This is a genomic window from Staphylococcus pseudintermedius, from assembly GCF_001792775.2.
Classification (GTDB): domain Bacteria; phylum Bacillota; class Bacilli; order Staphylococcales; family Staphylococcaceae; genus Staphylococcus; species Staphylococcus pseudintermedius.
Map to the genome: position 1 here is coordinate 140,452 of NZ_MLGE02000005.1, position 13,462 is coordinate 153,913.

At 39.2% G+C, this 13,462-nt stretch carries 13 protein-coding genes and 1 other annotated feature; all 13 genes read right to left on the reverse strand.

The features are described from left to right. Nucleotides 1-49: 49 nt before the first annotated feature. Nucleotides 50-520, reverse strand: coding sequence for a 30S ribosomal protein S7 (gene rpsG, locus BJK46_RS05815; RefSeq protein WP_014614746.1), 471 nt, complete (start codon nt 518-520; stop codon nt 50-52). An 80-nt stretch (nt 521-600) separates the two neighbouring features. Further along, the gene (gene rpsL / locus BJK46_RS05820; RefSeq protein ID WP_014614747.1) at nt 601-1,014 is read right to left on the reverse strand and encodes a 30S ribosomal protein S12; all 414 of its coding nucleotides are present in this window, start codon (nt 1,012-1,014) and stop codon (nt 601-603) included. 95 nt (nt 1,015-1,109) lie between these two features. Then, on the reverse strand, nt 1,110-1,364 hold the full coding sequence (locus BJK46_RS05825; RefSeq protein WP_014614748.1) for a ribosomal L7Ae/L30e/S12e/Gadd45 family protein: 255 nt from the start codon (nt 1,362-1,364) through the stop codon (nt 1,110-1,112). 177 nt (nt 1,365-1,541) lie between these two features. Next, nucleotides 1,542-5,162, reverse strand: coding sequence for a DNA-directed RNA polymerase subunit beta' (rpoC, locus tag BJK46_RS05830; RefSeq protein WP_014614749.1), 3,621 nt, complete (start codon nt 5,160-5,162; stop codon nt 1,542-1,544). 234 nt (nt 5,163-5,396) lie between these two features. After that, nucleotides 5,397-8,951, reverse strand: a complete 3,555-nt coding sequence (gene rpoB, locus BJK46_RS05835) for a DNA-directed RNA polymerase subunit beta (protein ID WP_014614750.1) — start codon at nt 8,949-8,951, stop codon at nt 5,397-5,399. A gap of 212 nt (nt 8,952-9,163) precedes the next feature. Continuing rightward, nucleotides 9,164-9,772, reverse strand: a complete 609-nt coding sequence (locus BJK46_RS05840) for a class I SAM-dependent methyltransferase (RefSeq protein ID WP_099994885.1) — start codon at nt 9,770-9,772, stop codon at nt 9,164-9,166. 77 nt (nt 9,773-9,849) lie between these two features. Then, nucleotides 9,850-10,215, reverse strand: a complete 366-nt coding sequence (gene rplL, locus BJK46_RS05845; RefSeq protein ID WP_014614752.1) for a 50S ribosomal protein L7/L12 — start codon at nt 10,213-10,215, stop codon at nt 9,850-9,852. A gap of 40 nt (nt 10,216-10,255) precedes the next feature. Then, nucleotides 10,256-10,756, reverse strand: coding sequence for a 50S ribosomal protein L10 (gene rplJ, locus BJK46_RS05850; RefSeq protein WP_014614753.1), 501 nt, complete (start codon nt 10,754-10,756; stop codon nt 10,256-10,258). Nucleotides 10,757-10,805: 49 nt separating this feature from the next. Then, nucleotides 10,806-10,946: a sequence feature (ribosomal protein L10 leader region), on the reverse strand. 97 nt (nt 10,947-11,043) lie between these two features. Next, nucleotides 11,044-11,739: a 50S ribosomal protein L1 gene (gene rplA, locus BJK46_RS05855; RefSeq protein ID WP_014614754.1), complete on the reverse strand. Its 696-nt coding sequence runs from the start codon at nt 11,737-11,739 to the stop codon at nt 11,044-11,046. Between the two features lie 191 nt (nt 11,740-11,930). Further along, the gene (gene rplK, locus BJK46_RS05860) at nt 11,931-12,353 is read right to left on the reverse strand and encodes a 50S ribosomal protein L11 (protein ID WP_014614755.1); all 423 of its coding nucleotides are present in this window, start codon (nt 12,351-12,353) and stop codon (nt 11,931-11,933) included. A 164-nt stretch (nt 12,354-12,517) separates the two neighbouring features. Continuing rightward, a complete protein-coding gene (gene nusG / locus BJK46_RS05865; RefSeq protein WP_014614756.1) occupies nt 12,518-13,066 on the reverse strand; it encodes a transcription termination/antitermination protein NusG in 549 nt (182 codons plus the stop codon). Nucleotides 13,067-13,084: 18 nt separating this feature from the next. Beyond that, nucleotides 13,085-13,264: a preprotein translocase subunit SecE gene (gene secE, locus BJK46_RS05870; RefSeq protein ID WP_014614757.1), complete on the reverse strand. Its 180-nt coding sequence runs from the start codon at nt 13,262-13,264 to the stop codon at nt 13,085-13,087. Nucleotides 13,265-13,281: 17 nt separating this feature from the next. Next, nucleotides 13,282-13,425, reverse strand: a complete 144-nt coding sequence (gene rpmG, locus BJK46_RS05875) for a 50S ribosomal protein L33 (protein ID WP_075773636.1) — start codon at nt 13,423-13,425, stop codon at nt 13,282-13,284. Nucleotides 13,426-13,462 lie beyond the last annotated feature (37 nt).

Here is a 13,462-nt window from a genome sequence, read left to right on the forward strand (position 1 = left end):
GCAGGTTGATGGCACTATACAGAAATTGCTCAGGGAATTCGCAAATATCTTACCAGCGGTAGTGAGCGAATGCTTTGTTCGCTTCAGCCATTTTGTGAGTGTCCTCACGTTTCTTAACTGCACCACCAGTGTTGTTAGCTGCGTCTAAGATTTCGTTAGCTAAACGCTCTTCCATAGTTTTTTCACCACGAAGACGCGCATAGTTTACTAACCAACGTAAACCTAAAGTAGTACGACGCTCTGGACGAACTTCTACAGGTACTTGGTAGTTTGAACCACCTACACGGCGAGCTTTAACTTCAAGTACTGGCATAATATTGTTGATTGCTTCATCGAAAACTTCCATTGCATCACGACCAGAACGTTCTTGAACTAAGTCGAATGCTGAGTAAAGAATACGTTGAGCAGTTCCACGCTTACCATCTAACATAATCTTGTTGATTAATTTTGTTACTAACTTAGAGTTGTGAATTGGATCTGGTAACACATCTCTTTTAGGTACTGATCCTTTACGAGGCATAATACAAGTCCTCCCTTCCTATTATAGTATATTTGATTTCTTTCATCATGATTAAATGAGATTTTTACAATCTTTTAATCTTATTTTTTAGGTTTTTTAGTACCGTATAATGAACGGCTTTGCATACGACCGTCAACACCTGACGTATCTAATGCACCACGAACGATATGGTAACGCACACCAGGTAAGTCTTTTACACGTCCACCACGTACAAGTACAACACTGTGTTCTTGTAAGTTGTGTCCGATACCAGGGATGTATGCGTTGATTTCGATGTTGTTTGATAAACGCACACGCGCATATTTACGTAACGCTGAGTTTGGTTTTTTAGGAGTCATTGTACCCACACGTGTACATACGCCACGTTTTTGTGGAGAATTCAATTTAGTGAATTGTTTCTTTTGACTGTTAAAACCTCTATTTAAAGCTGGTGAATCAGATTTTTTAGTTTTGCTTTGTCTTGGTTTACGTACTAATTGGTTAATAGTAGGCATTCAAGTTTCCTCCTCTCTTCATTTCTTAATCCCACACATCCAGGTGGTTCATTTTTGGGTTAAATAAAATTTAGTAAGCATCATACTTACTAATCTCACTTGAGCAAAGCAACGACTGTCGCCTTTACATTTATACCAACATATTCTCCAAGTGCTTGTCGACTTGAGAAGAATTCGATAGGTATCATATTTTGATTGGCAAAGCTTAACACGCGCGCGAGCAAATGCACATTCACATCTTCGCCGATAATCAGTTTGTTTACGCGTTGATTACGAAGCGCTTTTAACGTCTCCTTAAGACCAACCACGTAGGCTTGTTTGTCAAAGCGTGTGACTTTTTCATTAGACATTTACATATCCTCCAAAGTACTGCTTGCATCAACCTTTACTATATTATCATTTTAGCAAATCGTTCGTCAACAGTTATTCGAAAATATTCTGTGATTTTGTTGAAGATTTTCACAGTCAGTTCGAACAAGAAGTCACCGATATTGATGACTTCTGTTCAACTCACTGGAAATGAAAAGTTATTCCACAGTCACTTGATTTTCAAGACCTGGCTGTGTCACTTCATCCTTTTCAATATCAACTTTACTGTAACGTTTCATACCTGTACCTGCAGGGATTAGCTTACCGATAATAACGTTCTCTTTAAGACCGAGAAGATCATCACGTTTACCTTTAATCGCTGCGTCAGTTAAGACACGTGTTGTTTCTTGGAATGATGCTGCAGATAAGAAGCTTTCTGTTTCAAGAGACGCTTTTGTAATACCAAGCAATACTGGTTTGGCAGTTGCTGGACGTTTACGCTCTTTAAACGCTTCACGGTTTGCATCTGTGAAGTTGTGGATGTCAACAAGTGAACCTGGTAATAATTTCGTGTCACCAGCTTCAATGATACGCACTTTACGTAACATTTGACGTACCATAACCTCAACGTGTTTGTCGTCGATTTCTACACCTTGCATACGGTAAACTTTTTGTACCTCTTTAAGTAAGTACTCTTCTGTTGCTGTTAAACCAGCGATAGACAGGAAGTTTTTCGGCTCGATTGAACCTTCCGTTAAGACTTCACCACGTGCAACTGATTGACCGATTTCGACTTTCAGACGTGATGTTCCTGATGCAAGGTAAGAACGTGTTTCGTTAGCACCTTTAACAACGATTTCTTGTTGTCTGTCTTTACCTACTGTGATGTTATCAATGACACCTTCAATTTCAGTAATCACTGCTTGACCTTTAGGGTTACGTGCTTCGAAAATCTCTTGGATACGAGGTAAACCTTGCGTGATATCGCTTCCGGCTACCCCACCTGTATGGAACGTACGCATTGTTAACTGTGTACCTGGTTCACCGATTGATTGTGCAGCGATAGTTCCGACTGCTTCACCGACTTCTACTTTTTCACCAGTTGCTAAGTTTTTACCGTAACATTTTTCACATACACCGTGACGTGTGTTACATGTAAATGCAGAGCGGATGTACATTTCTTCAATACCTGCATCCGTAATCTCTTTCGCAATTTCAGGTGTAATCAATTCATCCGGACGAATGATGATTTCGTCTGTCTCTGGATGACGTACTGTTTCTTTAGAATAACGACCTTCAATACGTTCGATAAATGGTTCGATCATTTCTGTACCTTCTTTGATATCTGAAACGAGTAAACCACGATCCGTACCACAGTCTTCTTCACGTACGATAACGTCTTGAGCAACGTCAACGAGACGACGTGTTAAGTAACCTGAGTCGGCAGTCTTAAGTGCTGTATCGGCAAGACCTTTACGCGCACCGTGAGTAGAGATAAAGTACTCTAACACCGTTAAACCTTCACGGAATGATGATGTGATTGGAAGTTCGATAATTTTACCTGATGGCGCGGCCATTAAACCACGCATACCAGCAAGTTGCGTAAAGTTAGAGGCGTTACCACGGGCACCAGAGTCACTCATCATGAAGATTGGGTTCGTCTTATCAAGAGACTTCATCAATTTCGCTTGGATTCTATCTTTCGCATTTGTCCAAATTTCAATAACCGCATTGTAACGTTCTTCTTCTGTTAATAAACCACGGTTAAATTGTTTTTGGACGCGTTCAACTAATTTCTCAGACTCGTCTAAAATCTCTTGTTTATCAGGTAATACCACGATGTCAGCTACACCAACTGTAATACCTGCTTTTGAAGAATATTTGAAACCTAAGTCTTTCATTAAGTCAAGCATCATAGACGTATCTGTAATGCTGAAGCGATTGAACACTTCTGCGATAATGTTTCCTAAGAATTTTTTGTTGAATGGTGGCACGAGTTCAGTGTTTTCAAAGTATTCAGCTAAGCCACCTTCTCCAAGTTCAGATGCATCAACGAAATATTTATCAGGTGTACTCTTTTCTAAGTTCGTCGCTGTTGGTTCGTTAATGTATGCAAATGAATCTGGAATAATTTCGTTAAAGATCACTTTACCTACAGAAGTTGTTAAGATTTTGCGATTTTGCTCTTCGGTAAATGTTGGGTTGTTGAATGATGACGCTTGAACACCGATACGCGTATGCAAGTGAACGTGCCCATTCGCATAAGCTTTAATCACTTCATTTGTATCATTGAACATCATACCCGTATTGACTGCATCTTTACGCTCTAATGTTAAGTAATAGTTACCTAAAACCATGTCCTGAGACGGTGTCACAACTGGTTTACCATCTTTAGGGTTCAAGATGTTTTGAGCGGCAAGCATTAACATACGTGCTTCAGCTTGTGCTTCTTTTGATAAAGGTACGTGAACCGCCATTTGGTCACCATCAAAGTCGGCGTTATAAGCTGTAGTTACAAGTGGGTGTAATCGGATCGCACGGCCTTCAACTAAAGTCGGCTCGAACGCTTGGATACCCAATCTGTGTAATGTTGGTGCACGGTTAAGTAATACTGGGTGTTCGATAATCACATCTTCTAATACATCCCAAACTTCATCTTCTGTACGCTCAATTTTACTTTTCGCGTTTTTGATGTTTGTCGCAATTTCACGTTGTACAAGTTCTTTCATGACAAACGGCTTGAACAATTCTAATGCCATTTCTTTTGGTAGACCACATTGATACATTTTCAAGTTTGGTCCTACCGCGATAACTGAACGACCAGAATAGTCTACACGTTTACCAAGTAAGTTTTGACGGAAACGACCTTGTTTACCTTTCAACATGTGTGAAAGTGATTTAAGCGGACGGTTACCTGGACCTGTTACTGGACGACCACGACGACCGTTATCGATTAATGCGTCAACAGCTTCTTGTAACATACGTTTTTCGTTTTGTACGATGATGCCAGGCGCACCCAAATCTAATAAACGTTTTAAACGGTTGTTACGGTTGATGACACGACGATATAAATCATTTAAGTCACTTGTCGCAAAACGGCCACCATCAAGTTGTACCATTGGACGGATCTCAGGTGGAATAATTGGTAGTACATCTAAAATCATCCACGCTGGGTTGTTGCCAGAGTTACGGAATGATTCCACAACTTCTAAACGTTTAATGGCACGTGTTAAACGTTGACCAGTCGCAGATTCTAACTCATCACGAAGCATTTTCAACTCTTCATCTAAGTTGATTTCTTCTAATAAGTCTTTAATCCCTTCTGCACCCATTTTGGCAGTAAATTGACCAGGGAATTTGTCATAGTAATCACGGAATTCTGCTTCTGAAAGTAATGTTTTCTTCTCTAAACCTGTTGGGCCTGGATCAACCACAACGTATGAAGCAAAGTAAATCACTTCTTCTAATGCACGTGGTGACATGTCTAATAAGAGACCCATACGGCTTGGAATCCCTTTGAAGTACCAAATGTGAGACACAGGTGCTGCTAACTCAATGTGTCCCATACGTTCACGACGTACTTTTGATTTTGTAACTTCAACACCACAACGGTCACAAATCATACCTTTATAGCGTACACGTTTATATTTCCCACAACTACATTCCCAGTCTTTTGTTGGTCCGAAAATTCTTTCACAGAAAAGACCATCTTTTTCTGGTTTTAACGTACGGTAGTTAATTGTTTCTGGCTTTTTGACCTCACCATATGACCAAGAACGAATTTTTTCAGGTGAAGCGAGTCCTATTTTCATGTAATGGAATTTATTTACATCAATCAAGGAGCCTACCTCCTTTAGTTTAAATTAACTGTGCTAGTTGATTGATTTACAATTTATCTTAAAAATGTTGCAGTATCGGGCATGCATCGAAACCCAACCCCTCTCGTTGGATTCCGAGCACATTGCCGAAACGATTAATCGCACATCACACTTGTTGCATTCAAAGTGTGATATTTGAATACAAACGCAAGCTTCATCAAGCGTTTCTATTCCGCTTAATCTATCTACAATTCATCATTGTTCGTTAAATTCTTTTTGTGATTCTGGAACACTTGACGGTTGCATGTTGACTTTGCGATCTGGAATATCATCATCGTCTAAGTCACGCATTTCAATTTCGTTATCTTGTTCGTCCATCACTTTAACGTCAAGACCTAAACTTTGTAATTCTTTCATCAATACACGGAATGATTCTGGAACACTTGGTCTTGAGATGTTTTCACCTTTAACGATAGCTTCGTAAGTTTTCACACGGCCTACTGTGTCGTCTGATTTGTATGTGAGAATTTCTTGTAATGTGTATGCCGCACCGTATGCTTCAAGTGCCCATACCTCCATCTCACCAAATCTTTGTCCACCGAATTGTGCTTTACCACCAAGCGGTTGTTGTGTAACAAGTGAGTAAGGTCCTGTAGAACGTGCGTGAAGCTTGTCATCAACCATGTGTGCAAGTTTCAACATGTACATCACACCTACAGAGATACGGTTGTCGAATGGTTCACCTGTACGTCCATCGTAAAGAACAGTTTTACCATCACGTGCCATACCTGCTTCTTCAATTGTAGACCATACGTCATCATCGTTCGCACCATCGAATACTGGTGATGCAACATGGATTCCTAAGTTTTTAGCCGCCATACCTAAGTGAAGCTCTAAAACTTGTCCGATGTTCATACGAGATGGTACACCGAGTGGGTTCAACATGATATCGATTGGACGACCGTCTGGTAAGTACGGCATGTCTTCTTCAGGAACAATTTTAGAGATGACACCTTTGTTACCGTGACGACCACACATTTTGTCCCCTACATGAATTTTACGTTTTTGAACAATGTACACACGTACGAGCTGGTTGACACCTGGTGAAAGTGAATCATCGCCTTCTTCACGATTGAACACTTTAACATCAAGTACAATACCGCCAGCGCCATGAGGTACACGTAATGATGTATCACGAACTTCACGTGCTTTTTCACCAAAGATGGCATGTAATAAACGTTCTTCAGCAGTTAATTCCGTTACACCTTTAGGCGTTACTTTACCTACTAAAATGTCGCCGTCTTTAACTTCTGCACCAACGTAAACGATACCTCGATCATCTAAGTTTTTCAGTGCATTTTCAGATACGTTTGGAATATCACGCGTAATTTCTTCAGGTCCAAGTTTAGTGTCACGTGCTTCAGATTCATACTCTTCAATATGAATAGACGTATACACATCGTCTTTAACTAAACGTTCGCTCATGATAACGGCATCCTCGTAGTTGTAACCGTCCCAAGTCATGAAACCAACGACAACGTTACGACCTAATGCCATTTCACCAAGTTCCATTGAAGGACCATCAGCAAGGATTTCACCTTTTTCTACAATGTCACCTTTTGCAATGATTGGACGTTGGTTATAACATGTACCAGAGTTTGAACGTTTGAATTTCGCTAATGGATAACGATCTAACGTACCATCGACTTCTTGACCGTTTTCTTCAACTAAACGACGTACTAAAATTTCGCTTGATTGCACATGTTCAACACGACCGCGATATTTAGAAATCACAGCAGCGCCTGAGTCACGTGCAGCAACGTGTTCCATACCTGTTCCTACAAATGGAGATTCAGGGTTTAACAATGGTACCGCTTGACGTTGCATGTTCGCACCCATTAACGCACGGTTAGAGTCATCGTTTTCTAAGAATGGGATACACGCTGTCGCAGCAGATACAACTTGCTTCGGTGATACGTCCATGTAGTCCATTTTTTCTTTAGCCATTGTTGTGTTGTTACCACGGAAGCGACACACAATTTCATCATCAATAAAGCGACCGTTTTCATCAAGACGTGAGTTCGCTTGTGCGACAACGTAACTGTCTTCTTCATCAGCAGTTAAGTAGTCGATTTGGTCAGTGATCGTGTTTGTTTCGATATCGACTTTACGATATGGTGTTTCGATAAAGCCAAATTCGTTCACACGTGCATAACTTGATAACGAGTTGATTAAACCAATGTTTGGACCCTCAGGTGTTTCGATTGGACACATACGACCATAGTGAGAGTAGTGGACGTCACGTACTTCCATTTGTGCACGTTCACGCGTCAAACCACCAGGTCCTAATGCTGATAGACGACGTTTGTGTGTCAACTCAGCAAGTGGGTTCGCTTGGTCCATGAATTGAGATAATTGAGAGCTACCAAAGAACTCTTTAATTGACGCAATTACTGGGCGAATATTAATTAATTGTTGCGGTGTGATAGAATCTGTATCTTGGATTGACATTCTTTCACGTACCACACGTTCCATTCTTGATAAACCGATACGGAATTGGTTTTGTAACAACTCACCTACTGAACGTAGACGACGGTTACCAAGGTGGTCGATATCGTCTGTGTAACCAATACCATGTAATAAGTTGAAGAAGTATGACATAGATGCCACAATATCAGCCGGTGTAATACATTTCACTTCTGAATCTGGGAATGCATTACCGATAACTGTTGTTGTACGTTCTTCATCATCATTTGGTACATAAACTTTAATAGACTGAATTTCTACAGGCTCATCAATGATACTATTTGGAAGCTCATAGACTTGTGCATTCGCGTTTGTTTCAAGAACGTCCATAATTTCATCTAATTTACGACGATCTAAAACAGTGCCCTCTTCGGCAACAATTTCACCTGTTTCTGTATTAACGATAGGTTCAGCTAATTTTTGATTGAATAGGCGGTGTTTTAAATGTAATTTTTTGTTTGCTTTATAACGTCCAACGCTTGCTAAATCATAACGTTTAGGGTCAAAGAAACGTGAATATAATAAGCTTTTTGCGTTTTCTACAGTTGGTGGTTCACCCGGACGTAAACGTTCATAAATTTCAAGTAACGCTTGTTCTGTATTTTCTGTGCTATCTTTTTCTAATGTATTACGTAAATATTCGTTATCCCCAATTAATTCAATGATTTCTTGGTCTGTTGAATAACCTAACGCACGTAATAATACTGTTAATGGTAACTTTCTCGTTCTGTCGATACGCACATAAACGACATCTTTTGCATCTGTTTCGTATTCCAACCAAGCACCACGGTTAGGAATCACTGTCGCATCATAATTCACGCGTCCATTTTTATCTAACTTTTCATTGAAGTATACAGATGGTGAACGAACTAATTGTGATACGATAACACGTTCTGCCCCGTTAATCACAAAAGTACCCGTTTCTGTCATCAATGGGAAATCACCCATAAATACTTCTTGATCTTTCACTTCGCCTGTTTCTTTAATGATTAAACGAACTTTCACACGTAATGGCGCCGCATAAGTAGCATCACGGTTTTTTGATTCTTCTAAATCATACTTCGGTTCACCTAATCTATAATCAACAAATTCTAATGAAAGATTACCCGTGAAGTCTTCAATAGGAGAAATATCACGGAACATTTCTAATAAACCTTCTTTTAAGAACCAATCATACGATTTCGTTTGAATTTCAATTAAGTTTGGTAACTCTAAAACTTCCGAAATTCTTGCGTAGTTTCTACGTTTACGATGTCTTCCATATTGGACAAATTGACCTGCCAAACAGATTCACCCCTCAAAAATTGTGCGAACACTTTTCAGCCCTCATCATGTAACAAGACAAAAAGAAAACGGTAGCACATAAAACGATGACACCATTTTCTATTCTATAAGTCTTATTTTGAAATGTTACAATGAAACTTTAACCGTAAAAGTACACACTTATTGAACATAATTATTTCATCTTACGACTATACCATAAACAAGCATTAAAATCAAGATTTAACGCTTTTTAAAATATGATAGCCCTTACTATTTTTAATTGATTCGACATTGCCAAAAACAACTTCCATTTTTTTCTTCGCGGATGGCATGCCTTGTTTCTTTTGAATCACGACGTACAATTCACCATTTGCTTCAAGAACACGATGCGCATCAACGAAAATTTGATGGACCACTTTCTTCCCTGCACGAATAGGCGGGTTTGTGACAACATAATGCTGTGTCTCGTTAGCAACCTGTGATAAGCCATCACTTTCTTGGATTGTCACATTCGATAGTTGGTTGCGCTGTGCATTTTTCTCTGCCAAACCTAATGCACGATGATTGACGTCTAACATGGTAATATGATCGTGTGGCGCGACTTTAGCGAGCATTAATCCGATAGGTCCATAACCACACCCTACATCCACTATCGTCTTCTTTTGACCTGGAGGATGTGCATTCAAAAATGTATGAACGAGCAGATCAGAGCCAAAGTCGACTTGATCTCGAGAAAAAACGCCTGCATCTGTAGTGAGATGGAGTTGATGTTGTTGATATGCGTATGTAATTTCTTTTTCGTCTGTTGCTGCATCGGGATGTGCATCATAGTAATGACTCATAGGCGTTGCACCTCTTTATTGTTTAATATTCAAAAACCCGCTATTACGTAATAGCGGGTTTTTCACTTATCAATGAATTATTTTAATTCTACTGAAGCGCCAACTTCTTCTAATTGAGCTTTAAGTTTTTCAGCTTCTTCTTTAGGCATAGCTTCTTTGATGATGCTTGGAGCACCGTCAACTAATTCTTTAGCGTCTTTTAAGCCTAAACCAGTTGCTTCTTTAACTGCTTTAACAACTTTGATTTTTGATGATCCAGCTGAAGTTAATTCAACGTCGAATTCAGTTTTTTCTGCTGCTGCGTCTCCGCCTGCTGCACCTGCTACTGCAACTGGTGCTGCTGCAGTTACACCAAATTCTTCTTCAATTGCTTTTACTAAGTCGTTTAATTCTAAAACTGACATTTCTTTAATTGCTTCAATGATTTGCTCTTGATTAGCCATGTTTATTTTCCTCCAATTGATTAATTTTTTAATTGATTAATTATTCTGCGTTCTCTTCTTTGCTTTCTCCAACAGCTTTAACCGCATAAGCGAAGTTGCGCATTGGTGCTTGTAATACAGAAAGAAGCATAGATACAAGACCTTCGTGTGATGGTAATGAACCAACAGTTTTCACTTCGTCAGCAGTGATGACACTACCTTCCATGATACCTGATTTGATTTCTAAAGCTTCGTGTTCTTTAGCGAATCCAGCGATAACTTTAGCTGGTGCAACCACATCTTCAGTTGTGAATGCGACTGCTGTAGGACCAGTTAAGAACTCGTCTAAGCCTTCAATACCAGCTTTTTCAGCTGCACGACGTAACATTGTGTTTTTGTACACTTTGTACTGAACATTTGCTTCACGTAATTGCTTACGTAATTCTGTTACTTCTGCTACTGTTAAACCACGGTAGTCAACAACTACTGTAGAAACAGAACCTTTAAGTTGATCAGCAATCACATCAACTTGTTGTTTTTTCGCTTCAATGATTCCAGACATTTTGACACCTCCATAGATAAGTTTTGGGTGCTTTTATAATTAAGTGGACACTTAAATTAAAAAAACACTTTTTACCCACGGCAAAAAGTGCTTGAATGCGTTAACGTTCAAGTCCATTTTAGCCTCGGTAGGATGTTGTTTTAAGTTCTTTATGAACTCCTACTGTCTTAGGTAAAATATTCAACAGAATTTAATATAAAGGTTTTCGCGTCATTCGTCAACCTTTTTTATATTTTATGATGCACTTAATGATTAAACTAAGTGTCAATCATTAAGTGCGCATTGAATTATAGTTTGAAAGTTGCAGTATCTACTTTGATACCAGGACCCATTGTAGTTGTCACTGCAACAGATTTGAAGTAAGTACCTTTAGCTGAAGATGGTTTTGCTTTTGTTAACACATCTTGTAAAGTTTTGAAGTTTTCAACTAATTTTTCAGTTTCAAATGAAACTTTACCGATAGAAGCGTGAACGATACCTGCTTTTTCAGCACGGTATTCAACTTTACCAGCTTTGATTTCTTCAACAGCTTTTTTAACGTCCATTGTTACTGTACCAGTTTTAGGGTTTGGCATTAAACCTTTAGGTCCTAATACACGACCTAATTTACCAACTTCACCCATCATGTCTGGTGTTGCAACAACAACATCAAAGTCGAACCAACCTTGTTGGATTTTGTTTACGTATTCAGCATCGCCTACATAGTCAGCACCTGCTGCTTCTGCTTCAGCAATTTTATCACCTTTAGCGAATACTAATACACGTTGTGATTTACCAGTTCCGTGTGGTAATACTACTGCACCACGGATTTGTTGATCGTTTTTACGTGTATCGATACCTAAACGGAATGCAACTTCTACTGATGCATCGAAGTTAGCGATAGACGTTTCTTGAGCTAAACGAATTGCTTCTTCTACAGTGTAAAGTGCTTGGCGATCAACTTTATTTAAAGCTTCTTGATACTTTTTACCTTTTTTAGCCATTTTTTGTCCTCCTTTAGTGGTTTTATCGGAATGTCCTCCCACGTTAACTTGCCTTAATAGCAAGTTGAGCGCAGATAGCCCTTTGCGTCAATACGCACAGAATGATGAAATATGTCATTAATCATAGGCCTACCTGCGTTCGTTTTCGAAAATTTATCGTATCATTTTGTTAATTGTCAATATGTTGATTATTACTCAACAACAATACCCATACTACGTGCAGTACCTTCAACGATACGCATAGCTGCTTCTTCGTCAGCAGCGTTTAAGTCAGGCATTTTAGTGTTAGCAATTTCACGTACTTGATCTTTAGTTACAGTTGCAACTTTGTTTTTGTTTGGTTCACCAGAACCTTTTTCAATACCTGCTGCTTTTTTAAGTAAAACTGCTGCAGGTGGTGTTTTTGTAATGAATGTAAATGAACGGTCTTCATATACATAAATTTCAACTGGAATAATTAAACCCACTTGTTCTTGTGTACGTGCGTTAAATTCCTTTGTGAAAGCCATAATGTTCACACCGGCTTGACCTAATGCAGGACCAACTGGTGGTGCTGGGTTTGCTTTACCTGCTGGAATTTGTAACTTAACTACTTTTTCTACTTTTTTAGCCACGATGTGCACCTCCTTGATATCGTGATGTGGTCACAGGGCTCATTTTTGCCCTCCCACTCTTAACATTTCGTGACGAAATGTAGCGCTATGAATGCGCGACCTCGTTATTATAACATTTGCGTTAACTTAATACAACACATTTTTTGTAACATATTATACTACAATTAAAGTTTTTCGATTTGATCGAATTCAACTTCTACAGGCGTCTCTCTTCCGAACATGTCTACGAGAACCGTCAATTTAAACTTGTCCGCTTCAATTTCGTGTATTTCACCGACTTGACTTGCGAACGGTCCAGACGTAATGCGCACTTGTTCACCTAACTCAACTTCAACATCGATAGATTTTTCGTTCATTCCCATTTGTTTCAGGATGAAACGGACTTCATCTGGTAACAATGGATTCGGTTTTGACCCTGCACCTGCTGATCCTACGAAACCTGTCACACCAGGTGTATTTCTAACGACGTACCAAGATTCGTCAGTCATCACAAGTTCAACTAAAACATAACCCGGAAATGTTTTCTTCATTTGTTTTTTCGCTTTACCATCTTTAACTTGTGTTTCTTCCTCTTCTGGAATGACGACTCTAAAGATTTGCTCTGTCATATTCATTGATTCGACACGTTTTTCTAAATTCTTTTTAACTTTGTTTTCGTAACCAGAGTAGGTATGTACTGCATACCAACGTTTTGCACCTAGCTCTTCAGACATGCTGACAACTCCTCGTTCCTATTTTATCATTTCAATTAACTGACCAATTCCGATATCTAAACCCCAGAAAAACAACAAGAAGAACAATACAGTCATAACTACAATTGTTGTATACTTAACAAGCTCGGGCCCTGTTGGCCAACTTGTTTTTTCCATTTCGGATTTAACGCCTTGGAAGAAACTTTCTTTTTTCGGCATAATCAATTCCCCTCCAATTATTTGGATTCTTTATGAAGTGTATGCGTATTACATTTCACACAAAACTTTTTCAGTATTAATCGCTCCGTCACGTTCGGTGATTTCGGTACGTGATAGTTTCGGTTGCCACATTTCTCACAATTTAACGGCACTTTTTTCAACATTTCTCACCTTGCTTCTATAATACCAGTTTACTAT